The sequence below is a fragment of the Ectothiorhodospira mobilis genome, from assembly GCF_900114895.1.
In the GTDB taxonomy this organism is placed as follows: Bacteria; Pseudomonadota; Gammaproteobacteria; order Ectothiorhodospirales; family Ectothiorhodospiraceae; genus Ectothiorhodospira; species Ectothiorhodospira mobilis_A.
On record NZ_FOUO01000009.1, the window covers coordinates 1 to 22445 of the forward strand.

22 protein-coding genes and 1 CRISPR repeat array are annotated in these 22445 nt (G+C 66.5%); of the genes, 8 read left to right on the forward strand and 14 right to left on the reverse strand.

From position 1 onward, the window contains the following. The first annotated feature begins 199 nt into the window (after positions 1–199). A CRISPR array of direct repeats spans positions 200–947; the repeat unit is 37 nt; unit sequence GTCTTAATCCCTTCTTCTTCAGGGAAGGTTTTCGGTC. 160 nt (positions 948–1107) lie between these two features. The 4 genes from cas2 to BM214_RS08225 are packed head-to-tail and all read right to left on the reverse strand — an operon-like array spanning position 1108 to position 3501. Then, entirely contained in the window at positions 1108–1440 is a 333-nt protein-coding gene (gene cas2, locus BM214_RS08210) for a CRISPR-associated endonuclease Cas2 (protein ID WP_090485498.1), read from the reverse strand. Further along, positions 1431–2225, reverse strand: a complete 795-nt coding sequence (locus BM214_RS08215; protein ID WP_090485501.1) for a CRISPR-associated endonuclease Cas1 — start codon at positions 2223–2225, stop codon at positions 1431–1433. The genes cas2 and BM214_RS08215 overlap by 10 nt, the downstream gene beginning before the upstream one ends. Before the next feature lie 3 nt (positions 2226–2228). Continuing rightward, complete coding sequence (cas1, locus tag BM214_RS08220) at positions 2229–3212, reverse strand: CRISPR-associated endonuclease Cas1 (RefSeq protein ID WP_090485503.1); 984 nt, start codon at positions 3210–3212, stop codon at positions 2229–2231. Between the two features lie 4 nt (positions 3213–3216). Then, positions 3217–3501, reverse strand: coding sequence for a CRISPR-associated endonuclease Cas2 (locus tag BM214_RS08225; RefSeq protein ID WP_090485506.1), 285 nt, complete (start codon positions 3499–3501; stop codon positions 3217–3219). A 385-nt stretch (positions 3502–3886) separates the two neighbouring features. On the opposite strand from BM214_RS08225, the gene csx2 reads away from it, so the two are divergent. From csx2 to BM214_RS08245, 4 genes are all read left to right on the forward strand, one after another. After that, the gene (gene csx2, locus BM214_RS08230; RefSeq protein ID WP_090485509.1) at positions 3887–5197 is read left to right on the forward strand and encodes a TIGR02221 family CRISPR-associated protein; all 1311 of its coding nucleotides are present in this window, start codon (positions 3887–3889) and stop codon (positions 5195–5197) included. 22 nt (positions 5198–5219) lie between these two features. After that, the gene (locus BM214_RS08235; RefSeq protein WP_090485512.1) at positions 5220–5651 is read left to right on the forward strand and encodes a GIY-YIG nuclease family protein; all 432 of its coding nucleotides are present in this window, start codon (positions 5220–5222) and stop codon (positions 5649–5651) included. Between the two features lie 309 nt (positions 5652–5960). Further along, entirely contained in the window at positions 5961–6302 is a 342-nt protein-coding gene (locus BM214_RS08240) for a nucleotidyltransferase family protein (protein WP_218149045.1), read from the forward strand. Next, positions 6292–6678 carry a HepT-like ribonuclease domain-containing protein gene (locus BM214_RS08245; RefSeq protein ID WP_090485518.1) on the forward strand — a complete coding sequence of 129 codons (387 nt, stop codon included), beginning with the start codon at positions 6292–6294 and terminating at the stop codon, positions 6676–6678. Before BM214_RS08240 ends, BM214_RS08245 begins: the two co-directional genes overlap by 11 nt. 589 nt (positions 6679–7267) lie before the next feature. Here the strand turns inward: BM214_RS08245 and purU are convergent. The 3 genes from purU to aceA all read right to left on the reverse strand — a co-directional run bounded on the left by purU (position 7268) and on the right by aceA (position 10029). Beyond that, the gene (purU, locus tag BM214_RS08250) at positions 7268–8131 is read right to left on the reverse strand and encodes a formyltetrahydrofolate deformylase (RefSeq protein ID WP_090485521.1); all 864 of its coding nucleotides are present in this window, start codon (positions 8129–8131) and stop codon (positions 7268–7270) included. Next, the gene (gene rraA / locus BM214_RS08255; protein ID WP_090485526.1) at positions 8128–8628 is read right to left on the reverse strand and encodes a ribonuclease E activity regulator RraA; all 501 of its coding nucleotides are present in this window, start codon (positions 8626–8628) and stop codon (positions 8128–8130) included. Before rraA ends, purU begins: the two co-directional genes overlap by 4 nt. A gap of 90 nt (positions 8629–8718) precedes the next feature. Further along, positions 8719–10029 (reverse strand): isocitrate lyase, encoded by a 1311-nt coding sequence (aceA, locus tag BM214_RS08260; RefSeq protein ID WP_090485529.1) that lies wholly within the window; start codon positions 10027–10029, stop codon positions 8719–8721. 355 nt (positions 10030–10384) lie between these two features. On the opposite strand from aceA, the gene aceK reads away from it, so the two are divergent. From aceK to hepT, 3 genes are all read left to right on the forward strand, one after another. After that, complete coding sequence (gene aceK / locus BM214_RS08265) at positions 10385–12166, forward strand: bifunctional isocitrate dehydrogenase kinase/phosphatase (protein WP_090485532.1); 1782 nt, start codon at positions 10385–10387, stop codon at positions 12164–12166. Between the two features lie 929 nt (positions 12167–13095). Continuing rightward, entirely contained in the window at positions 13096–13488 is a 393-nt protein-coding gene (locus tag BM214_RS08270) for a nucleotidyltransferase family protein (RefSeq protein ID WP_090485535.1), read from the forward strand. Beyond that, a complete protein-coding gene (gene hepT, locus BM214_RS08275) occupies positions 13485–13898 on the forward strand; it encodes a type VII toxin-antitoxin system HepT family RNase toxin (RefSeq protein ID WP_090485538.1) in 414 nt (137 codons plus the stop codon). Before BM214_RS08270 ends, hepT begins: the two co-directional genes overlap by 4 nt. Positions 13899–13915: 17 nt before the next feature. Here hepT and BM214_RS08280 read toward each other — a convergent pair whose 3' ends face one another. The 5 genes from BM214_RS08280 to nifH all read right to left on the reverse strand — a co-directional run bounded on the left by BM214_RS08280 (position 13916) and on the right by nifH (position 19070). After that, positions 13916–14626 carry a dinitrogenase iron-molybdenum cofactor biosynthesis protein gene (locus BM214_RS08280; protein ID WP_090485541.1) on the reverse strand — a complete coding sequence of 237 codons (711 nt, stop codon included), beginning with the start codon at positions 14624–14626 and terminating at the stop codon, positions 13916–13918. A 43-nt stretch (positions 14627–14669) separates the two neighbouring features. Beyond that, positions 14670–14882 carry a putative nitrogen fixation protein NifT gene (nifT, locus tag BM214_RS08285; RefSeq protein ID WP_090485759.1) on the reverse strand — a complete coding sequence of 71 codons (213 nt, stop codon included), beginning with the start codon at positions 14880–14882 and terminating at the stop codon, positions 14670–14672. Positions 14883–14958: 76 nt separating this feature from the next. After that, positions 14959–16530, reverse strand: coding sequence for a nitrogenase molybdenum-iron protein subunit beta (gene nifK, locus BM214_RS08290; protein WP_090485544.1), 1572 nt, complete (start codon positions 16528–16530; stop codon positions 14959–14961). 94 nt (positions 16531–16624) lie between these two features. Continuing rightward, positions 16625–18097 carry a nitrogenase molybdenum-iron protein alpha chain gene (gene nifD / locus BM214_RS08295; protein WP_090485547.1) on the reverse strand — a complete coding sequence of 491 codons (1473 nt, stop codon included), beginning with the start codon at positions 18095–18097 and terminating at the stop codon, positions 16625–16627. An 85-nt stretch (positions 18098–18182) separates the two neighbouring features. Beyond that, positions 18183–19070 carry a nitrogenase iron protein gene (gene nifH / locus BM214_RS08300; RefSeq protein ID WP_090485551.1) on the reverse strand — a complete coding sequence of 296 codons (888 nt, stop codon included), beginning with the start codon at positions 19068–19070 and terminating at the stop codon, positions 18183–18185. 132 nt (positions 19071–19202) lie between these two features. Here nifH and BM214_RS08305 point away from each other — a divergent pair, with 132 nt between their 5' ends. Further along, on the forward strand, positions 19203–20054 hold the full coding sequence (locus tag BM214_RS08305) for an NAD(+)--dinitrogen-reductase ADP-D-ribosyltransferase (RefSeq protein ID WP_090485554.1): 852 nt from the start codon (positions 19203–19205) through the stop codon (positions 20052–20054). A gap of 104 nt (positions 20055–20158) precedes the next feature. Here BM214_RS08305 and tilS read toward each other — a convergent pair whose 3' ends face one another. Both tilS and accA read right to left on the reverse strand, forming a co-directional pair. Beyond that, entirely contained in the window at positions 20159–21418 is a 1260-nt protein-coding gene (gene tilS / locus BM214_RS08310) for a tRNA lysidine(34) synthetase TilS (protein WP_244887904.1), read from the reverse strand. 46 nt (positions 21419–21464) lie between these two features. After that, positions 21465–22415, reverse strand: a complete 951-nt coding sequence (accA, locus tag BM214_RS08315; RefSeq protein ID WP_090485558.1) for an acetyl-CoA carboxylase carboxyl transferase subunit alpha — start codon at positions 22413–22415, stop codon at positions 21465–21467. Positions 22416–22445: the final 30 nt, after the last annotated feature.

A 22445-nucleotide genomic window follows, 5' to 3' on the forward strand; every position in this document is an offset into this window, starting at 1 on the left:
CAATTCCAAAGAGCCCGACAGCTTCGCCCGGAGCGCTGGAGTGGAAAGACTCGTAACTGGTCGCATGTCGATATCGTCACCATGAATCCTGAGCGCGTTGCTCAAGATCAGCCACTGAAAATGGCTGCATAACGATGTGCTCTCAGGCGACAACCACCTTGACAGCCGCCGAGGCCCCCACGTGGAGCTCACAAACGCCGTCTTAATCCCTTCTTCTTCAGGGAAGGTTTTCGGTCTCTCGGAGGTCTTCACGCAGGACCTGGAGGACATGTCTTAATCCCTTCTTCTTCAGGGAAGGTTTTCGGTCGTCTGGTGGGTGCCCCGTGGGTAGGGGCGTGGTGGTCTTAATCCCTTCTTCTTCAGGGAAGGTTTTCGGTCCCCTGAAGATGGCCGAGAAATCCGCCCACATCGACGTCTTAATCCCTTCTTCTTCAGGGAAGGTTTTCGGTCTCCGTCGCACCGGAGCACCGTGCGGGCTGGCCGGATGTCTTAATCCCTTCTTCTTCAGGGAAGGTTTTCGGTCTGATTGCCGCTGCGCTGGCGAGCCAGGCAGCGAGCGTCTTAATCCCTTCTTCTTCAGGGAAGGTTTTCGGTCGCGGCATGAGGCAGGAGGAGCACCAGGAACAGGCGTCTTAATCCCTTCTTCTTCAGGGAAGGTTTTCGGTCAAGATGAAACAACAATTTACTGGTTTGAAGCGGAGTCTTAATCCCTTCTTCTTCAGGGAAGGTTTTCGGTCCAACCAACAAAGGAGAAGCACTATGAATCCGTCTTAATCCCTTCTTCTTCAGGGAAGGTTTTCGGTCGCGGGCGACGAGATGATCTCGTTCCATTATCCGATGTCTTAATCCCTTCTTCTTCAGGGAAGGTTTTCGGTCGAACCGAACCAGAGAACCGGGCGAATGAGTATAGGTCTTAATCCCTTCTTCTTCAGGGAAGGTTTTCGGTCTGCTCGATGCGGATAATGCTGCAGAAATCATGACTTGCAGCTGGGTTTCCGGAGAACTCCGGCTTCTGTGGAGGGAACTTCGGTTTGAGTGGGCCATTCCATCCGGATGGACGGGGGATACGGGGTATCCTGCTGCCGGTTGAATGTACTGGTTTGGTCTTCATGTCTTGTGCTGTCCTTGCAGGAAAAGGGCCAGGCCGGGGGCCTTATCGGAGTGTAGTTCCACATCGTCCGGAAGGCTACCCCGGCCCAGGGTATGAACCTCCATGGGGCGGGGGATGGGGTAGGCACGCACATCGTCTCTTCGGGGGTCGATGAGTTCTTCCAGGTCCTGCAGGAGACGGCCCAGTTGGCCGGTATGGCCTTCGTAGTAGAAGACCGAGTACTGCACCGGTTGGCCGTGTCCCTTGAGGAACCGGTGAACGCGGGTGAGGCGCTTGGGGTCGCGGATATCGTAGCAGATGATCCATTCCTTCTGCGCCGTCACCGACATCCCGAGATCTCCGAGCGGATGTGTCGTTTCAGATCCCCCAGGTGGTGGTGGACCCTGACGGCATTTTTCTGTACCCAGTTTTCAAAGAACACCAGGGCTTCGGGCCGGGTTTGCACCTGCCTGGGCAGGGTGCCGCAGTGCAGATTGAGTTCGGCCCACAGCAGGCGGGCGATGTCCTCCGCCAGCGGCAGGGGCACACCGCCAAAGCCCCAATAGTAGGGCTGCATCCCTTCCTTGTTCAATCGTTGTTCCACGACCCCGTAACACCATCCCAGGGATTCGTCGGGGAAATGGTTGGGGATCTGGTCGGCATAGACGAAGTCCCGCTTGATGCCCTCCAGGATGCCTGCCGGCGGGGGATGCCCCTGTCGACTGAGTGCGTTGCGCCAGGATTGCAGCACGTCCATGCGGCGGTGCTTCAGCCATTGGGGGTACTGATCGGGCCATTCGGGGCGATCCAGATAGCGCTGGATCGCGTCTGCCAGCGGTCCGGCACACCCGGGCGGTGGACTCAGGGTGCCCAGGGGGTGCCCTGATCCATCCACCCAGGTGATGGGGATGCCATATCCGAGACAGGCCTGCAGGGCCTTTCCGTTCCAGGTGACCTGTGGGCCGGAGAGGATGCGGTCCAGCCGGGACAGGGGCAGGTTCGTCACATGCGTCCCATTGCGCACCGCCAGGCTGGTGTCCCGGGCGGTAACCTCGCGTGGCCCCTCCAGGAGGTACAGGGGTTTGCGCGCGGGTTCCTGCAGGGGGTCATGTCTTCCATCATGGTGACCGTGCATCCCTTAATCCTCCTCCTGCTCCGGGTCTTCCAGCCATTGCGCCCCTTCGCTGCGCAGGGTCCGCGCCAGCCGGGCGCAGCGCTGCCGCAGCCAGCGGCGGTGGAGTGGTGCCGCGGTTTCCCAGTGGGCATAGAAATGCCGGCGGCCGGCCTTTCCCAGCAGGCAACCCTGGCCGTGCCGGCTGAAATGATCCGCGGTCAGTATCTCCTTGCGGAACAGCCCCCATACCCATTCGTCCGCCAGCGGCCTCAAGGGCTCCACGAGATCACAGGCGAGGGATTCGCGACCGATGGCCGGGCGATGATAGAAGCCGATCAGGGGGTCCAGCCCGGCGATCTGCGCGGCGCGTACGGCGTCGAAGTGCAGCAGGGTGTACGCCAGGGAGAGGCAGGCATTCACCGGGTCCCGGGGCGGGCGACGGTTGCGCCCGGAAAACCCCAATGCGGGCGGGAAGAGGCTGCGCAGGGCAGTGAAATAGGCACGGGCCGCAGCGCCCTCCAGCCCCCGCAGCGGGGGAATGGCGGGTTCGGGACCGGTTTCCAGGCGCCCCAGGCTGTCCGAGAGGGTTTGGATGCCATCGGTGAGAGCCTTGCGGGCATCGGGACGGGATCGCCTCGCCTTGCGCAGGAGGCGAACCTGGCGGGATACCTTGGCGCGCACCAGGTCCCGGGACCAGCGGCTGCAGAAGGACTCGTCCGAGAGGCGTCCGGTCTGGGCGATGCGTACCGCCGCCTCGTTGTGTCTGGGGCCCAACACCAGGGCGATGCGCCGGGATTGCCGCGGGCTGAGGACGAGCACCGAGGCCCCCGCCTCGGCCAGGCGCGACAACACCTCCGCGTCCAGGCGGGTCTGACGGCCCTGGATGATGACCCGTTCCAGCAATTTCAGGGGCACATTGCTGTAACGCGCCCCCTGCTGATAGAGGGCCAGGGCTTGGCCATCCATGCGTACCTCCAGGTCCGCACGGTCCAGCAGAAGGGTTCCCATGACATCACCCCATGTAAAACAGGTCCGGATCGCAGGGCTCGGCCCCCTGCCCTAAGGTATGCACCCGCCCGCGGGCATCCAGGCGCAGCAACAGGAAACGGTCCTCGCGCTCGTCCAGCAGCAGTGCCATATCGTGCAACAGTCCATGGCGCTCGGCCGGTGTGAGAAAGACCTCATGTACGGATTTCTGTCCGCCGGTGGCATAGGCCCTGACCAGGGCCAGGGCCGCCCGCAGACGACTGGGGGAGGAGACGTCATAGGCCGCCAGATAGAGGGCTCTCTTGGTCATCTTTCATGACACCTCCTCTCAGGAAAAACAGGGGGACGCCGCATCCCTGCGTCCCTGGCCCTTCCCTTGGTCCGGGCCGCGCCCCACGGGATGCACAATAGCGCCCCGGGTCCCTGGGGAGGGATGAGGCAGGCTTGCCACGGTGATCCATCGCCGGCAGGTGACGGGCCGATGGCCCCGGGAACCGCGACTGGTTGCGCTTCTCGATGCAGGTGCACTAGGGTGCCTTGTCTCCCTCTTCCCGGGCTGGCCTGCCGCGGGCTTCGCCCCGGGATGCGGGAGGTGACAAGCTTGCGGGATCATCACCGCTTCACGGCCCCTATACCGGAAACGGTCGACATCCCCTGCCCTGCCTCATCCACGATCATCCAAGGGACAATCCGACATGGCCCGTCTGTTCATCTCCTTTCTCGGAACCGGCAATTACCTCCCCTGCAACTACTGTCTGCCCGAGGACGGCCACGGGGCGCGGCGGGCGAACAATGTGCGTTTCGTCCAGACCGCCTTGCTGGGACTCCACTGCGCCGATTTTGGCCCCGAAGACCGGGCCCTGATCGCCTGCACACCCCAGGCCCGGGAGAAGCACCTGGAGGCCTTGCGGCATGAGCTGGAGGCCCGGGGCTGGCCGGGGCGCGTGGAGGCCCTCCCGATCCCCGAACCGGGAGGGACGGACGATGCCTGGGAGATCTTCCGGATCTTCAACGATGCGATACACGAGGGAGATGCCATCACCTTCGACATCACCCACTCGTTCCGCTTTCTCCCCCTCCTTTTCACCGTGCTGATCCAGTACCTGAAGGTCACCAAGGACATCCGTCTGAAAGGGGTGTACTACGGGGCCTTCGAACGCCTGGGCCCTCCCAGGCAGGTGGAGGCCATGCCCGTGGAAGAGCGGGATGCCCCCATCATGGACATGACCCCCTTCCTTGGCCTGTTCGACTGGAGCGTGGGCATCGACCGTTTCCTGCGCTCCGGTCAGCCGGACGATCTGAACCGCCTGGTCCAACAGGAGGTTCAACCCGTTCTCCGAGAGACCCAGGGCAAGGACGAAACGGCCCGTGCCCTGCGGGGCATCGCCCAGGGGCTTACGGAACTGGCGGAGGGGATCGATACGGTGCGGGGGCAGGAATTGGCCGAATTCAAGGCCCGGAAGCGCATCCTGGAACCCCTGCAGAGGGTGCAGACGGATATCCTGCCGCCGCTGCAACCCGTATTGGAGCGGCTTTCCGAGGACCTGGCGCTTTGGGAGGACCAATCTGCGGAAAATCTCCTCCACGCGGTGGGCTGGTGCATCCGCCACGGCCAGACCCAGCAGGGATATACCTTGTTGCAGGAGGGCATCATTACCCTGCTGGACCTGCGCATCCCCGAGATGGAGCGCATCGATGCAAAGGTGGCCGATACGAAGGCCGCCACGAAAGCGCGGCGTAATCTGCTTTCCAAGCTATTGAATGTGCTCGGCGGCAAGGAACCCAGGCCGGAGTCGGAATGGAAGGAAGAGCTGGCCGCCTATCCGGAGGTGGCCCGCGCCGCCCGGGAGTGGATCCCGAAGGCCCTGGTGCCCTGCTATGAGCGCATCACGCAGCTGCGCAACGACATCAACCACGGCGGTTTCATCCAACCTTCCAAGGCGAAGTCGCTCCGGGAGGAGCTGCAGCGCCTGCACCAGGAGGTTTCGGCCCTGCTTCTCACCTGAGAACCTTCCAGGATTACAGCGGATGCCCACCACCTACCAGCTCTACATCCATCTGCGCCGACCGTGCCGCCTCCAGGCGGGTCGGTTGCCGGCGGCGCGGCTGCCGGCGGGGTGGTATGTGTACACCGGCAGCGCACGGCGGAACCTGGCGGCGCGGGTGGAGCGGCATTTGCGTCGGGACAAGACCCTGCGCTGGCATGTGGACTGGCTGCTGACGCGGCGGGAGGCGCGGGTGGTGCATGTGGTGCTGTCGGAGGCGCCGGAGTGCCAGGCCAATGCCCGTGTGGGGGGCGAGGTGCCGGTGCCGGGGTTCGGGGCCTCGGACTGCCGCGCCGCCTGCGGCAGCCATCTGCGCTATCTGGGGCCGGAGCGCCCCAGGGTGGTGCCGGAAGCGGCGCTGCGGCGGCGCCGGCCGGGGCTACGGGCCCTGCGCGCGGCGCTGGAGGGGGGATGAGACGCTAGATCACCGCAACCGTACCCGCCCCTGGGAGTGCCGAGCACCCGAGGGGGCCGGGTGGGCCCGGCGGTCCTGGGGGGATTGCTGGGAGCGTCTAGCCTTGGTTTGGCCCTGTCGTGCCGAGCTGGGGCTCGGCGTTCCCAGGAGGGGGCGAGTGGGCCCGGCAGTGCTGTGGGGGTGCTGGGAGCGTCAAGCCTTGGTTTGGCCCTGTTGTGCCGAGCTGGGGGCTCGGCGTTCCCGGGGGCTGGTATCCGCCGTGGCTTTCCCTGGTCATGGGTGTTCAGGGTCGGCTACCATCCAATCATCATGCCCGAACTGGTCCATAGATATGAGCAAAATCCAATGAGTAGCGAAACTCGGCGGGACGAGGTGCTGGCGATCCTGCAGCAGTTCAAGGATCGCCGGGGGGAGCGCTATGGGATTACCAGAATCGGGTTGTTCGGTTCGGTGGCCCGAGGCGATTCGGGGCCGGACAGTGATATCGATGTCGTATACGAGACCGACGCACCCAATCTGTTTCGGGCCTCGCATATGCGCCAGGAGCTTGAGGAATGGATGGGCTGTCATGTGGACGTCATCCGGTTACGAGCCCGCATGAACCCACGTTTGAAGGCCCGCATCCAGAATGAGGCGCGTTATGTCACTTGATCCTCTGATCGTTGAACGATTGGAGGATGTACTGGCTGCACTTGAGCGCATCCCACGCCGATTCACCGGCATCACGACACCCGAAGATTTTTACGATAGCCCCGAGGGACAGGATCGACTGGATGCCATCTGTATGGTCCTGATCGCGGTGGGTGAAGCATTCAAGCAAATGGACAGGCAAACGGGTAGCAGCCTACTGGCACGCTATCCAGGCGTCGATTGGCCGGGTGTCAAAGGTGTTCGAGATGTGATCGCACACGGGTATTTTGATGTCGATGCCGAAGAGGTTTTCTCAATTTGTCAAAACGATATCCCAGTGCTCATGGATACGGTTCGCACCATGCTCAAGGATCTCTCCGATGATGCATCGTTATGATCTTGAGAAGGGGCAATAGAAATACCCTATCAGGAAACCTTTGATCAATGAGCCGGGAGCGCCGGACTCCAGATTGGCTCTGTGTATGCCGAGCTGGGGCTCGGCGTTCCCAGGAGGGGGCGAGTGGGCCCGGCGGTCCTGGGGGGGTGCTGGGAGCGCCTAGCACCAGCTTGGCTCTGTTCTTGCCGAGCTGGGGCTCGGCGTTCCCGGGGGGCCGGGTGGGTCCGGCGGTCCTGGGGGGCGCTGGGAGCGCCTAGCACCAGCTTGGCTCTGTTCTTGCCGAGCTGGGGCTCGGCGTTCCCGGGGGGCGGGTTTGGCCCGGCGGTCCTGGGGGGCGCTGGGAGCATCAAGACTTGGTTTGGCCCTGTCGTGCCGAGCTGGGGCTCGGCGTTCCCGGGGGGGGCGAGTTTGGCCCGGCGGTTCTGTGGGGGCGCTGGGAGCGTCTAGCCTTGGTGTGGCCCTGTCGTGCCGAGCTGGGGCTCGGCGTTCCCGGGGGGGCGGGTTTGGCTCGGCGTTCCCGGGGGATGGGCTTGAGGCTCGGCGTTCCCGGGGGCGGGGTTGGGGTTCGGGGCTCCCGGAGTGGCGTTTCTCAGTCGAAGACGATGGTCTTGTTGCCGTGGATGAGGACGCGGTCTTCCAGGTGGTAGCGCAGGCCCCGGGCGAGGACGGTGCGTTCCACGTCCCGGCCCAGGCGGATCAGGTCGTCCACGGTGTCGTCGTGATGCACGCGCACCACGTCCTGTTCGATGATGGGGCCCTCGTCCAGTTGGTCGGTGACGTAGTGGCAGGTGGCACCGATGAGCTTGACGCCCCGCTCGAAGGCCCGGTGGTAGGGCCTGGCGCCGACGAAGGACGGCAGGAAGCTGTGGTGGATGTTGATGATGCGCCCGGGATAGCGGGCGCAGACCTCGGGGGGGAGGATCTGCATGTAGCGGGCCAGGACCACGGTGTCGGCCCGGGCCTGGTCGATGAGTTCAGTGATGCGGGCGAAGGCGGCGGCCTTGTGATCCGGGTCCACCGGGACGTGGTGATAGGGGATGCCGTGCCATTCCACGTAGGCCCGCAGGTCCTCGTGGTTGGAGAGGACGCAGGGGATCTCCGCCAGCAGCTCGCCGCTGCGCCAGCGGTAGAGCAGGTCCGTGAGGCAGTGGTCCTGCCGGCTCACCAGGGGCACCACCCGCCGCGGGGTGATGTTGTCGATGACCTGCCAGCGCATGCCGTGGGCCTCGGCCACGGGGGCGAAGCGCTGGCGCAGGCCGTCCCCATCGAAGGGCAACGTGGCGGCATCGATCTCGCAGCGCATGAAGAACCAGCCGCTGGCGGCATCGCAGTGCTGGCTGGCCTCGGTGATGGAGCCGCCGTGTTCGGCGAGAAAGCCGCTCACCGCGGCGACGATCCCCACCCGGTCCGGGCAGGCGAAGGTGAGGCGGTAGCGCGGGCGTCGTTCGCTCATGGGTTGTCCGGGTCCAGGACGACGATGCCGTCCTCGTCGGCGAAGAGGAGATCGCCGGGGTTGAAGCGTACACCGGCAAAGCGCACGGGGATGTCCTCCCGGCCCTCGCCGCGTTTCTGGGTCTTCAGGGGATGGGTGGCCAGGGCCTTGATCCCCAGGGGCAATTCGGCGCAGGCGCGGGCATCACGGATGCAGCCGTATATCACCACGCCGGACCAGCCGTTCTTCACCGCCAGCAGGGCCAGCTGGTCCCCCAGCATGGCGCAGCGCAGGGAACCACCGGCGTCCACCACCAGCACACGGCCGCGGCCGCCCCGTTCCAGCAGGGTGCGCACCAGGGAATTGTCCTCGAAACACTTGAGGGTGACCACCTCCCCGCAGAAGGCCTTCTCGCCCCCATAGTCCCGGAAGACGGGTTCACAGATGCGGAGGTCCTCTCCCGGGTGCTCGTCGCACAGATCGGCCGTTCCCTGGAAGCTCAACCGCCGTGATGTCATGGATCGTTCTCTCCACTGGTTGGAAAAAAGCGGGGCCGCACCCGCAGGATGCGGGGCGGCCCCGGTGGTGGAACCGGATGCGGACCGGCCTCAGCTACTGAACTGGCCTTCCTCGGTGGAGCCCTTGAGGGCCGTCACCGAGGAGGTGCCACCCTGGATCACCGTGGTGATGTCGTCGAAGTAGCCGGCGCCCACCTCCTGCTGGTGGGAGACGAAGGTGTAGCCCTTCTCGCGGGCCTCGAACTCGGGCTGCTGCACCTTTTCCACGTAGTGCTTCATGCCCTCGCCGCGGGCGTAATCATAGGCCAGGTCGAACATGTTGAACCACATGCTGTGGATGCCCGCCAGGGTGATGAACTGGTACTTGTAGCCCATCTCCGAGAGCTTGTCCTGGAACTCGGCGATGCTGCGGTCGTCCAGGTTCTTCTTCCAGTTGAAGGACGGCGAACAGTTGTAGGCCAGGAGCTGCCCGGGATTCTTCTCCCGCACGGCCTCGGCGAACTCGCGGGCGAAGCCCAGATCCGGCGTGCCGGTCTCGCACCAGACCAGGTCGGCATAGGGGGCATAGGCCACGCCGCGGCTGATGGCCTGCTCCAGACCGTTCTTCACGTGGTAGAAGCCCTCGGCGGTGCGCTCGCCGGTGATAAAGGGCCGGTCGTTGTCGTCGAAGTCGGAGGTGAGCAGCGTGGCGGCCTCGGCGTCGGTGCGGGCCAGCAGCAGGGTGGGCACGCCCATGACGTCGGCGGCCATGCGCGCGGCGATGAGCTTGTGCACCGCCTCCTGGGTGGGCACCAGCACCTTGCCGCCCATGTGGCCGCATTTCTTCACCGCCGCCAGCTGGTCCTCGAAATGCACCCCGGCGGCGCCGGCGGTGATCATGTTCTTCATCAGCTCAAAGGCGTTGAGCACGCCGCCGAAACCGGCCTCGGCATCGGCCACGATGGGCAGGAAGTAGTCGACACCCTCCGGGTCTTCCGGGCTGATGCCCTTGGACCACTGGATCTCGTCGGCCCGCTTGAAGGCGTTGTTGATGCGGCGCACCACGGTGGGGACGGAGTCGTAGGCGTACAGGGACTGGTCGGGGTACATGGTCTCGGAGGTATTGGCATCCGCCGCCACCTGCCAGCCGGAGAGGTAGATGGCCTCGATGCCCGCCTTGGCCTGCTGCACGGCCTGTCCGCCGGTGAGGGCCCCCAGGCAGTTGACGTAGCCCTTGCGGGCGCCGCCATGGACCCGATCCCACAGCTTCTCGGCGCCGCGCCGGGCCAGGGTGTGTTCCACCTGCACGGAGCCCCGCAGACGCACCACATCGGCGGCGGTGTAGCCGCGGCGCACGTCCTTCCAGCGGGGGTTCTCGGCCCAGTCCTTCTCCAGCGCCTTGATCTGTTCTTCTCGATTCATGCCTGACCCTCTGTCACTTGAGCGAATGACCCGTCACCGGGCTTGTTGTATCCGGGGGCCTGGACCGCCCTTCCCTGCGAAGATGGCCGCCCGCCTGCTGCGGCGTCTGCCCTGCCCCGGCATTTGACGTAGAGCAATCCAGAGTAACGCGCACGGGAACAAATGCCAGCAAGAAATTTCAATAATAGTCATTAATTGATGCAATGCAACATAATCGGGCGCCAGCGCCGGTGGCCCCGGGCCCATGGGGGCCGATGAACGGTCTGCGGCAGCGCGTCATCCGACGGATCGCCCCGCCGGGGGCGTGATACAGTGATCGGGTATCCGGCCGTAACCGCATAACAGGTGACCAGGCATGCAGGATCGCGCACGGCAAATCGCCCGTTCCATCCTCACGGGTTTCGAGCGGCACTTCTCCTTCTTCCAGGAGATCACCAGCGGGGCCCGGGAACGCTTCGAGCAGGCGGACTGGGAGGCGGTGCGCGCCGCCTCGGTGAAGCGCATCAGCTCCTACGACGAGCGGGTGCAGGAGACCCAGGCCAAGGTCAGGGCCAACTTCGGCATGGAGGGGTTCGACAAGACCCTGTGGCAGCAGGTGAAGATCGCCTACATGGAGCTGCTGCAACACCATTCCCGCCCGGAGCTGGCGGAGACCTTCTACAACTCCGTCTTCTGCCGCCTGTTCGAGCGCAAGTACTACAACAACGACATGATCTTCGTGGAATCGGTGGCCGACCGGCAGGACCTGGCGGAGCGCTACCGGGGCTATCTCACCTTCCACACCCGGGACGGGGGCCTGGAGACCTGCATCTGGGAGATCCTCTCCGCCTTCTACTTCAACCTGCCCCACGCCGATCTGTCCCGGGACGTGGCCAACATCGCCCGCACCCTGGAGCAGCGCTCGGAGTTCGGGCCCGAGGCCATGGGGGATCTGCGCATCGACATCCTGGAGTTCCCCTTCTTCCGCAACAAGGCGGCCTATCTCATCGGCCGTGTGGTGCACGAGGGACGCAGCCACCCCTTCATCGTGCCCCTGACCAACAACGAACGCGGCGGGCTGGTGGCGGACACCCTGCTGGTGACACGCCAGGAGGCGGCGGCGGTGTTCAGCTTCGCCCGGGCCTACTTCCTGGTGAAGACGCCGGTGCCGGCGGCCACGGTGGCCTTCCTCAGCGACATCATGCCGGATAAACCCATCGCCGAGCTGTACATGAGCATCGGCTTCCACAAGCAGGCCAAGAACGAGTTCTACCGGGACTTCCTGCACCACCTGGAGCGCAGCGACGATGCCTTTGTCGTCGCCCAGGGCACGCCGGGGCTGGTGATGCTGGTGTTCACCCTGCCCTCCTACCGCTACGTGTTCAAGGTCATCAAGGACCGCTTCCCGCCGCAGAAGGAGGTGACCCACGAGCTCATCGAGCGGCGCTACCTGCAGGTGAAGATGCACGACCGCGTGGGCCGCATGGCCGACACCCTGGAGTTCTCCGAGGTGGCCTTCCCCCTGGACCGCTTCTCCCCCGAGCTTCTGGAGACCCTGCAGCGGGAGGCGGCCCACCAGCTGGAGATGGACGGGGACAACCTGGTGATCCGCCATCTCTACATCGAGAAGCGCATGCTGCCCCTGGATGTCTACCTGGAGCGGGCCAGCGAGGCCGAGGCGCGCCAGGCCCTGGACGACTGGGGGCAGGCCATCAAGCAGCTCATGGGGGTGAACATCTTCCCCGGCGACCTCTTGTTCAAGAACTTCGGCGTCACCAAGAGCGGCAAGGTGGTCTTCTACGACTACGACGAGATCTGCTATCTCACCGAATGCCACTTCCGCAAGATCCCCGAGCCCCCCTTCCCCGAGGATGAGCTCAGCTCCGAGGCCTGGTACTCGGCGGGGCCCAACGAGATCTTCCCGGAGGAGTTCATCACCTTCCTCAGCACCGACCCGAAGATCCGCCGCACCCTGAAGGAATTGCACCCGGAGCTGTTCGACTACCGCTACTGGCAGCGGCGCCAGGAGGAGGTGCGCCGGGGCATCCACGGGGATGTCTTCCCCTACCCCCAGTCCCTGCGTTTCGAGTATCACGCCCCGGACACAAGCCAGGCCCTTGAGCAGACCGTTACCGGCACCCGGGTCAGTTCATGCTGAGCAGGACTCGGCGTTTTCAGTGGCCGGGCCTTCCCACGGGGATCGCTGGGAGCGCCAAGCCTTGGTTTGGCCCTGTCGTGCCGAGCTGGGGCTCGGCGTTCCCGGGGGGGTGGATTGGGGCCCGGCGTACCCATGGGAGTCGCTGGGAGCGCCAAGCCCTAGCTTGGCCTTTTCCGTGCCGAGCTGGGGCTCGGCGTTCCCAGGGGGCGGGCTGGGTTCTGACGTGTCCATGGGGCGCTGGGAGCGCCAAGCCCCAGCTTGGCCTTGTCCGTGCCGAGCTGGGGCGCGGCGTTCCCGGGGGGCGGGTTGGGTCCGGCGTCTCCATGGGGATGGCTGGGAGCGCCAAGCCCCAGCTTGGCCTTGTCCGTGCCGAGCTGGGGCTCGGCGTTCCCAGGGGCGGGCTGGGTCCGGCGTCTCCATGGGGATGGTTGGGGGCGCCAAGCCCTAGCTTGGCTCTGTCCGTGCCGAGCTGGGGCTCGGCGTTCCCGGGGGGCGGGCTGGGTCCCGACGTGTCCATGGGGCGCTGGGAGCGCCAAGCCTTGGTTTGGCCCTGTCGTGCCGAGCTGGGGCTCGGCGTTCCCAGGGGGGTGGATTGGGGCCCGGCGTACCCATGGGAGTCGCTGGGAGCGCCAAGCCCTAGCTTGGCCTTTTCCGTGCCGAGCTGGGGCTCGGCGTTCCCGGGGGGTGGGCTGGGTCCGGCGTTCCCGCATGCCGATTCGGGTCCCATTCACGGCATATCAGGTCACAAGGCGGCGAAGCGCTCCGGGACGCCGCCTCCCGACCATGGCGCGCACGGCCTGGCGGCAACCTCGAAAAATGGCCCCCGCTGGGGCATCATAACCGCAGGCCTGTAGCCGGGCTTCATCCGCGTCGCACAACCCTCGTCTTTGAAAAGACCGTGACGTCCTGCTCTAGGAGCTGGGAGACCCATGCCCCCAGTGACGTTTTCCCCTGAACAACACCAGGCCATCCAGGCATTGGCTCGGCGCCATGGCTGGTGTCTGGTGATCCTGTTCGGTTCCACCGCACGGGAAGGGGCCGGACGCGATATCGATCTGGCTGTATTGCCGAAATGCGTGCCGGATTTCATGACCCAGGCCCGCTGGCTGCGGCAGTTGGAAGAGATCCTGCCCGGGCCGGTGGATCTGCTGGTACTGCACGATGGCACGGGCCCGTTGATCCGGTATCACGTGTTCCGGGATGGATTGTGCCTGCATGAAGAAGAACCCGGCCGCTTCGACCGGGAGCAGGACCGGGCCTTTTTCCTGTACGCCGACTCGGTTCAATTCCAGAAACACGCCGAGGAGCCGCTCTATCCATGACCCCGGACCGCGTGGAGATTATCCAGCGCAAGCTCAGGATGTTGAGGCAATTCCTCACCGACCTGGACTCCTATTCCACACTGGATACCCAGGGCCGGCGCAGGGAACATTACGCGGTGGAACGCCTGCTGCAACTCCTTTGCGAATCCTCGGCGGATCTCGGCCTGCAGCTACTGCGCCTGGAGGGGCACCCGCTGGCCGCCAGCTACCGGGAGGTCTTCGCCGTGCTGCGGGACCGTCTGGGCCTGCCGGAGGAACTGGCCAGCGCCCTGATGGACGCCTGCGCCATGCGCAATCTCCTCACCCATCTCTACGATTCCATCGATCTGGATCGGGTGATCGGGACCATCGAGCCTGCACTGGAGGTGTACGGGCGTTTCGAACGTTGGGTCCGCTCCAGGGTCGCCTGAGTACCACCGCCTGACCGTCACAAGGCGGCGAAGCGCTCGAGGGTGGCCGCCTCTCGGCCCATGGCGCGGGCCAGCCAGGGGGGCGGAGAGCCCCGGAGCACGGTCTGGAGTTCCTCCAGGATCTCCCGGGCGTGGACGCCCCCCGGGCGCTTGATGGGATGGACGCCGGCGCGGATCACCCGGGCGGCGGCGGGGCCGCCGATGCTCTCCACGTACAGCAGGTGACAGTCCCCGAGGAGCCCGGCGCGGGCGGCATTGCGCTCCGGTGCCTTGTCCAGCTGCGCCGTGGGGCGGATGTCCACCAGCAGGGCGGTGTCCCCCGAGACCTGATAGATCAGAAAGCGCACGCAGGAACCGAAGTGACCGTCCACCCGTTCCCCGCTGTTGGAGGCCAGGGCCACGCGCAGGGAGCCGGGCAGATCCCCTTCGCTGTAGGGGGCCAGGGGCGGCAGGGGCGGTTCCACCTCCCGCTCGCCGTGCAGGTAGCGCAGGGCCATGCCCAGGCCCCGTTCATCCCATGGAGGACCCTCCGCGTCCGCCGGGCGGGTGCGTTCCAGTCCTTCCTTCAGGTGATCGGCGCTGAGGCCGTCCAGGGCCTTCACCGTGATGGGCGCGCCGAGCCGGGAGATGAGGATCTCCACGAGGCGGGCGAGTTCGATGCCGGGGAGGACCCGGCGGGCCAGGGCAATGCGCAGGGCGCATTCACGGTCGAGCATCTCGGTGGGCATGGGGATCTCCGGGTTGCTGGATGGGGGCGGATCCCTCGCGGGCCTACAGGCGGCGGGCGCGCAGGGTGATGGGCAGGCGCGGGGCCTCGTCCATGGGTTCAAGGAAGTACCGGGATCCGTCCGCCAGGGTGACCTCGCCGCCCCAGCGGCCGGGGCCTTCGTGCTCCAGGGAGACGATGGCCTCCTCCAGGTCCTTCTTGGGGACGTAGAGGGAGAGATCGCCGCTGGCGGTACGGTTGATCATGACGCTGGGCATGGGGACGTGCTCCTGCAGGGTCTTGGGGGAACCCCGGGGGCCTGTGGCCCCCGGGGCGCGCTGCACCGGGCCGGCCTCAGCGCACCAGGTCGTAGTGGTAGTCGGTGACGCCCATCTCCATGGTCTCGTCGTCCAGCCGCTCCAGCACCGCGTTCACCAGGGTGGTGAGGATGTACATGCCGCCCTCGTAGCCCAGGGTGGTCATGCGGTGCAGGTGGTGGCGGTCGAAGATGGGGAAGCCCATGCGCACCAGCGGCACCTGGAACTCCCGGCCCTTGGTGAAGGTATCGCGCTCGATGAACTTGCCGTAGGAGTTGCCGATCATGAAGTCGGGCTTGTCGGTGAACACCAGGGAGCGCAGGTGCCAGAGGTCACGGTTGATGTGCACCTCCGCCTCGGCGCCGTAGGGGCTCTCGGAGAGGATCTGCTCCATGGCCTTCTTCCAGCGCTTGTTGGCGTGGTGCACCAGGATGTGCCGGGGCTCGGCCCCCAGTTCCAGGAGGAACTTGCTCATGCCCATGACAAAGTCCGCATCCCCCCACAGGGCGTACTTCTTGCCGTGCAGCCAGGTGTGGGAGTCGGTCATCATGTCCACCAGGCGGCCGCGTTCCCGCTCCAGGGATTCGGGGATGGGCCGGCCCGTGATCTCGGAGACCTTCATGAGGAAGGCATCGGTCCATTCAAGCCCCATGGGGATGTTCACCCTGGGCACCTCGTGCTTCCAGGTGCCCTGGATGAACTTGCGGGTCTTGTCCAGCTGCCAGGGCTGAAGCAGGAGGGTGTCCCGGGCGTTGGGGGCGTCCTGGATCTCGGCCCGGGAGGTGCCGCCAGCGTACATGCGGTACTCGCCATCGGCGGGGGTGTCCAGCACCTCCGCGGGATCGCACAGCAGGGTGTGGTCCACCCCCATCTCCTCCATCATGCGGTGCATGACCCGGTAGTTGCCCAGGTAGGTCTCGAAGCCGGGCACCAGGTTGAGCTTGCCGTTGCTGCCCGCTTCCTTGCCCTCCATGTCGTTGAGGGTGAAGTAGCGCATGGTCCCCTCGAACATGTTGTCCCAGCCCGTGACGTGACTGCCCACGAAGGACGGGGTATGGGCATAGGGCGTGGGGAAATCCTCGGGGATGGCCCCCTCCTTCTTGGCATTGCCCACATAGGCGTTGAGGTCGTCGCCGATGACCTCAGCCATGCAGGTGGTGGAGATGGCGATCATCTCCGGCTGGTACAGGGCCCTGGCGTTTTCCAGCCCCTCGGTCATGTTCTTGTGGCCGCCGAAGACCGCCGAGTCCTCGGTCATGGAGTCGGAGACGCAGGCCACCGGCTCGCGGAAGTGGCGGTTGAAATAGGTGCGGAAATAGGCGACGCAGCCCTGGGAGCCGTGCACATAGGGCAGGGTCTTCTCAAAGCCCAGGGAGCAGAGTACGGCCCCCAGGGGCTGGCAGGCCTTGGCGGGGTCCACCGTCAGGGCCTCCCGCTGGAAGTTGAGGTCCTTGTATTCCGCCGTGGTGGTCCACTCGAAGACCTCGCGGATCTTCTCGGGGCTGTAGGCCTCCTCGGAGACGGCCCGCTTGCGGGCCAGCATCTGCTGGTAGTCCTCCTCCTGGAAGAGGGGGTAGCAGGGCTTGATCTGTTCGGGGTTCTGGCTCATGGGTCTTTTCTCCTGCCGCGCCACTCATCCGTGGACGGACGGCCTTGGAAAACGGGATGGGGGTCGCGGCGCCGGGTGTGGCGCCGCGGGATCGTCACGCCGCCCTGGCGCCTTCGGCCGCTGCCTTCTTCCACGGGGCCTTCAACTGGTCCCAGCAGGGGTTGTTGAGGGTCATGTCCATGTCCCGGGCGAAGATGGCAAAGCCGTCGTAGCCGTGGTAGGGACCGGAATAGTCCCAGGAGTGCATCTGGCGGAAGGGGATGCCCATCTTCTGGAAGATGTACTTCTCCTTGATCCCCGAGCCCACCAGGTCCGGGCGCACCCGCTGCACGAACCGCTCCAGCTCGTAGCCGGTGATGTCGTCGAACAGCAGGGTGGCGTCGCCCATATCCTTGATGGTGCGGTCGTAGTCGTCGTTGTGGGCGAACTCGTAGCCGGCCCCCACCACCTCCATGCCCAGGTCCTCGTAGGCGCCGATGACATGCCGCGGGCGCAGGCCGCCCACGTAGAGCATCACCCTGCGCCCCTCCAGGCGCGGGCGGTACTTCTCGATGACCGCGTCCATCTGGGGCTGGTATTTGGCGATGACCCGCTCGGCCCCCTCCTGGATCTTGTCGTCGAACAGGGCGGCGATCTTGCGCAGGCTCTCGGCGATCTTGGTGGGGCCGAAGAAGTTGTATTCCATCCAGGGGATGCCGTACTTCTCCTCCATGTGCCGCGCCAGGTAGTTCATGGAGCGGTAGCAGTGCAGCAGGTTCACCTTGGCCTTGGGGGCCAGCTCCAGTTCAGACATCGTGCCGTCCCCGGACCACTGGGCCACCACCCGCAGGCCCATCTCCTCCAGCAGGATGCGCGAGGCCCAGGCGTCGCCGCCGATGTTGTAGTCGCCGGTGAGGGCCACGTCGTAGGGGGTGGACTCGAAGCGGTCGTCCCCGTCCCGGCGCGGCAGGACCCAGTCACGGATGGCGTCGTTGGCGATGTGGTGCCCCAGGGACTGGGACACCCCGCGAAAGCCCTCGCAGCGCAGGGGCACCACCGGCTTGTCCAGCTCCTTGCCCTTCTTCTTGGAGACGGACTCGATGTCATCGCCGATGAGCCCCACGGGGCACTCCGACTGGATGGTGATGCCCTTGTTCAGGGGGAACAGGGTCTCGATCTCGTCGATGAGCTTCTCCAGCTTCTTGTCACCGCCAAAGACGATGTCCTTCTCCTGGAAATCCGAGGTAAAGTTCATGGTGCCGAAGGCGTTCACCCCGGTGTGGCCGGTGTAGTAGTTGCGCCGGCCGGCGCGGGAGTACTGGCCGCAGCCCACGGGGCCGTGGGAGATATGCACCACGTCCTTGACCGGGCCCCAGACCACGCCCTTGGAGCCGGCGTAGGCGCAGCCGCGGATGGTCATCACGCCGGGCTGGGACTTGCGGTTGGAGACGATGCACTTCTTGGCGCTCTCCGCCGAGGGGTCGTTCACCGCCAGATGCTTGGCCCGGTCCTTGCGGGCCTTCTCCGGGTAGACCTCCAGCACCTCCTGGATGAGGGCCTCGGCCTCTTCGCGTTTCATTGCGCACATTGCAGGATGCTCCTCTGCTCGCCGCCACTTCGCCGTGGACGGGCGTCAGGTGGGATGGGCGACGCCGGACGTTCCGCCGTCGGGATCAGGCCGAGGCCCCCGCCTCTTCCTCGGCGGTCTTGCCGACGATGCTCTCGTCCTCCACGTCCAGGATGCCGAATTCCATGAGCAGGTCTTCCAGCTCGTCCATGGTGCAGGGGGTGGGTACGACGAAATGCTGGTTATCGATGACCTTCCGGGCCAGGGCGCGGTACTCGTCCGCCTGTTTGGCCTTGGGGTCGTACTCGATCACCGTCATGCGGCGGATCTCGGCCCGCTGCACCACGTTGTCCCGGGGCACGAAATGGATCATGGTGGTGCCCAGCTTCTCCGCCAGGGCGATGATGAGTTCGTCCTCGCGGTCGGTGTTGCGGCTGTTGCAGATCAGCCCCGCCAGGCGCACGCTGCCGGAACTGGCATACTTGACGATGCCCTTGGCGATGTTGTTAGCGGCAAACATGGCCATCATCTCGCCGGAGACGACGATGTAGATCTCCTGGGCCTTGTTCTCGCGGATGGGCATGGCAAACCCCCCGCAGACCACATCCCCCAGGACGTCGTAGAAGACGAAGTCCAGGTCTTCCTCGTAGGCGCCCTCTTCTTCCAGGAAGTTGATGGCGGTGATGACGCCGCGGCCGGCGCAGCCGACCCCCGGCTCGGGACCGCCGGACTCGACGCACTTGACGTCGCCGTAGCCGGTACGCATCACGTCCTCCAGCTCCAGGTCCTCGACGCTGCCGGCGTCGGCGGCCATCTGCATGATGGTCTGCTGGGCCTTGGCATGCAGGATCAGGCGGGTGGAGTCGGCCTTGGGATCGCAGCCGACGATCATGACCTTCTTGCCGGCCTCCGCCAGGGCGGCGACCAGATTCTGGGTGGTGGTGGACTTACCGATACCGCCCTTGCCATAGATGGCGCATTGACGTGTGGGCATGGTGTGGATCTCCTCTGACGCGGGTCAGGTTGGGTTCACCAGGGGGTTTGCAACCCCCGTGCCATGCCGGAAGATGGCTTCAACACCCTGTTTTAACGGAATAAAACCCCATACCAGGCAGGAATCGAGGCGTTGCATACACGACAAAGACCCCAGAGCTGTGGGGATAACGACACCGGCCCCACCCTGCCCGCCGGGGCGCGCCTGCCCATCAACCGCTGCAACCTGCCAGCGGTGATCCTGGGCAGCCTCACCTACCAGCGCCATCCGGCGCCCCTGTTGCTGGACGGGCTGGCGGACCTGCACCGGGACCTGTGGCGGCATCTGGACACCCTGGACGATCCCGCCCTGCGGGCGGAGGACTTCATGGCCTGGATGCGCGGACAGTTCTGCCTGGACGATCCGGCGGCCTGCGGCCTGACGGGGCCCGGAGGGCGGGAGAAGGCGGACTACCGGCGGCTGGTGCGGGGCTGGGGGTTCAACCCGGACGGAAGGGAGGCGGCGGTGATCAAGGGGTGGGTGGAATCCCGCTTCGGGCTGGTGACCCGCTTCCATCGCGGGCCCCTGCAGGAGGCCGCTGGCGAGGCCTACGCCCGCTTCCTGCACGAGCGCACCAGCGGGCTGTGCAACACCAACGCCCTGGAGGCCCAGCTGGATCTGCTCTACGGCTTCTGCCAATACGAGCTGGCCCGGCGCCATCCCGGGCGGACCCATCTCACCCTCCATCGGGGGGTCAACCGCCTGGAGGAACACGAGGTGCTCTCCCGGCCGGCCCGGGACCGGGCCGTGCTGCTGCTCAACAACGTGAACGCCTTCAGCCGTGTGCGTGAGCGGGCCGATGAGTTCGGGGACTCCATCCTCACGGCCCGTATCCCCATGACCAAGGTGTGCTGCTTCCAGGACCTGCTCCCGGGTCTGCTGCGCGGCGAGGGGGAGCACCTGGTGCTGGGCGGGCTCTGCGAGGTGACCGTCACCACCCTGTGACGCCCCGGGATCCGCCTACCGGCCCCGGGGGCGCCGGCCGCCATAGACAAAGGCGGCGGCGCAGGCCCCCTCGGGGGAGACCATGCAGGCCCCCAGGGTGGCGCTCACGGCCTCTCCGCCGTCCACAGGCCCCAGACCACCGCCAGGCGGTCACCGGCATGGATCAGGGGGATGCGCTCCCGTTCCCAGGGCGGGATACCCCGCGCCTGCAGCAGCTTCTTCAGCACCCGGGTGCGCCCCCCCAGGCGCAGCCGCTCCCCCCCCCGGCGCAGGCCCACCGTCACCGGGGCCGGCAGCGCGGCGGGATCCAGGCCATGGCAGCGCATCACCCCGTCGCGGGTCAGGGTCACGCCGGTGCCCGGCACCGCCAGCGGGGTGCGGCCGTCCCAGGGCAGGCACAACCCCGGCGGCGGCGCGGCAAGCGGTGCCATGGCATGGAGGGCATCGCGGTAACGGCGCACCTCGGCCCCGGGCCAGGCCACCCGCACGGCGGCATCGGGGGCGGCCCCCAGGGCCTGTTGCAGCAGGCTCTCCAGGCGCGCCCGGCCGGGCAGGGGCAGCCCCTTCTCCTCCAGCCAGCCCCGCAGGGCGTTGCGCTGGCGGGGACGGCGCAGCCGGGCCAGGGCGGCCACCGACAGGGTGCCGGGGTCTTCCCCCCGCAGGGTCTCCAGGTCCTCCCGCGCCCGCTCCGCCAAAAGGTCCTGGGCCTCGGCCTGCAGGGCCGCCGCCCGGGCCAGGGTGGCGTCCACGGCGGGCCAGCGCGCCCGCAGCAGGGGCAGGATCTCATGGCGCAGGCGATTGCGGTCCAGGGCGGGGTCTTGGTTGCTCTCGTCCTCCACCCAGTCCAGGCCGTGGGCGCGGGCGTAGGCCTCCAGTTGCGGGCGGTCCACCTCCAACAGCGGGCGGCCGTGCCAGCCGGGGCCCAGGGGCTGCCACAGGGGCATGGCCGCCAGCCCGGCGGGACCGGACCCGCGCAGGAGCTGGAGCAGCAGGGTCTCCGCCTGGTCGCGGCGGTGATGGGCGGTGAGCAGACCGTCCCCCGGCTGCATGAAGGCCGCCAGGGCGCCGTAGCGGGCATGCCGGGCCGCCGCCTCGGGGCTCTCGCCGCGGCCCGGGGCGGCGTCCACCCGCAGGCAGTGGAACGTCACCCCCAGGCGCCGGCACAGGGCCTCGCAGGCCGCGGCCCAGGCCTCCGCCCGGGGGCTCAGGCCGTGGTGCACATGGACCGCGATCAGGGGCGGGGCGCATTCCAGCCCGGCCAGGGCGTGCAGCAGGACCACCGAATCCAGGCCGCCGCTGAGGGCCGCCAGACGGCGCCGGGCGGGCGGCAGACGCCCCAGGGCCTGGCACAGCCTCTCGGGCACCTCCCCGCTCGCGGGGACGCGGTTCAACACCGCCCCCCGGTCGGGGTCAGACCTGGCCGTACTTGAGGATGCGCTGGTAGCGGGCCTCCACCAGCGCGTCGGGATCCTTGCATTGCAGTTCGTCCAGGGTCTCCACCAGCTGGTTCTTCAGGGTGTGGGCCATGGCCGCGGGATCGCGGTGGGCGCCCCCCAGGGGCTCGTCGATGACACGGTCGATCAGGCCCAGTTCCTTCAGGCGGGTGGAGGTGATGCCCATGGCCTCGGCGGCCTCCGGGGCCTTTTCCGCGCTCTTCCAGAGGATGGAGGCGCAGCCCTCGGGGGAGATCACCGCGTAGGTGCTGTAGCGCAGCATCTGCACCTGGTCCCCCACGCCCACCGCCAGGGCGCCGCCGGAGCCCCCCTCGCCCACCACGGTGCAGACGATGGGGGTGCGCAGCCGGGACATCTCCATGAGGTTGCGGGCGATGGCCTCGCTCTGGCCCCGTTCCTCCGCCCCCACGCCGGGGTAGGCCCCGGGGGTGTCGATGAAGGTGATGATGGGCAAGCCGAAGCGCTCCGCCGTCTGCATCAGCCGCAGGGCCTTGCGGTAGCCCTCGGGGCGGGGCATGCCGAAGTTGCGGTGGATCTTCTCGCGGGTGTCCCGCCCCTTCTGATGGCCGATGACCATCACCGGCTTGCCGGCCAGGCGCCCCACCCCGCCGACGATGGCGGGATCGTCGGCAAAGGCCCGGTCGCCGTGCAGTTCCTCGAAGTCCGTGAGCATGTGCGCCACGTAATCCAGGGTATACGGCCGCCGCGGATGGCGCGCCAGCTGGGCCACCTGCCAGGCCGACAGCTTGGAGAAGATGGACTCGGTGAGGCTCTTGCACTTGGCCTCCAGGCGGTTGATCTCGTCCTGGATGTTCACCTCGGCGTCGTCGCTGACGCGGCGAAGCTCTTCGATCTTCGCCTCCAGCTCGGCGATGGGCTGCTCGAAATCAAGGAAGTCCGGGTTCATCGGTCGCCGTCGGGTCGGTTGCTCGGAACC

Coding starts and splice junctions, on each gene's coding strand:
- nifH (WP_090485551.1), bottom strand. CDS start 19,070: ATGCCCACACGTCAATGCGCCATCTATGGCAAGGGCGGTATCGGTAAG.
- nifK (WP_090485544.1), bottom strand. CDS start 16,530: ATGAGCCAGAACCCCGAACAGATCAAGCCCTGCTACCCCCTCTTCCAG.
- BM214_RS08215 (WP_090485501.1), bottom strand. CDS start 2,225: ATGCACGGTCACCATGATGGAAGACATGACCCCCTGCAGGAACCCGCG.
- BM214_RS08270 (WP_090485535.1), top strand. CDS start 13,096: ATGCCCCCAGTGACGTTTTCCCCTGAACAACACCAGGCCATCCAGGCA.
- aceA (WP_090485529.1), bottom strand. CDS start 10,029: ATGAATCGAGAAGAACAGATCAAGGCGCTGGAGAAGGACTGGGCCGAG.
- cas1 (WP_090485503.1), bottom strand. CDS start 3,212: ATGGGAACCCTTCTGCTGGACCGTGCGGACCTGGAGGTACGCATGGAT.
- BM214_RS08235 (WP_090485512.1), top strand. CDS start 5,220: ATGCCCACCACCTACCAGCTCTACATCCATCTGCGCCGACCGTGCCGC.
- BM214_RS08225 (WP_090485506.1), bottom strand. CDS start 3,501: ATGACCAAGAGAGCCCTCTATCTGGCGGCCTATGACGTCTCCTCCCCC.
- BM214_RS08280 (WP_090485541.1), bottom strand. CDS start 14,626: ATGCCCACCGAGATGCTCGACCGTGAATGCGCCCTGCGCATTGCCCTG.
- cas2 (WP_090485498.1), bottom strand. CDS start 1,440: ATGTCGGTGACGGCGCAGAAGGAATGGATCATCTGCTACGATATCCGC.
- accA (WP_090485558.1), bottom strand. CDS start 22,415: ATGAACCCGGACTTCCTTGATTTCGAGCAGCCCATCGCCGAGCTGGAG.
- BM214_RS08245 (WP_090485518.1), top strand. CDS start 6,292: ATGTCACTTGATCCTCTGATCGTTGAACGATTGGAGGATGTACTGGCT.
- rraA (WP_090485526.1), bottom strand. CDS start 8,628: ATGACATCACGGCGGTTGAGCTTCCAGGGAACGGCCGATCTGTGCGAC.
- purU (WP_090485521.1), bottom strand. CDS start 8,131: ATGAGCGAACGACGCCCGCGCTACCGCCTCACCTTCGCCTGCCCGGAC.
- csx2 (WP_090485509.1), top strand. CDS start 3,887: ATGGCCCGTCTGTTCATCTCCTTTCTCGGAACCGGCAATTACCTCCCC.
- nifT (WP_090485759.1), bottom strand. CDS start 14,882: ATGCCCAGCGTCATGATCAACCGTACCGCCAGCGGCGATCTCTCCCTC.
- nifD (WP_090485547.1), bottom strand. CDS start 18,097: ATGTGCGCAATGAAACGCGAAGAGGCCGAGGCCCTCATCCAGGAGGTG.
- BM214_RS08240 (WP_218149045.1), top strand. CDS start 5,961: ATGCCCGAACTGGTCCATAGATATGAGCAAAATCCAATGAGTAGCGAA.
- hepT (WP_090485538.1), top strand. CDS start 13,485: ATGACCCCGGACCGCGTGGAGATTATCCAGCGCAAGCTCAGGATGTTG.
- aceK (WP_090485532.1), top strand. CDS start 10,385: ATGCAGGATCGCGCACGGCAAATCGCCCGTTCCATCCTCACGGGTTTC.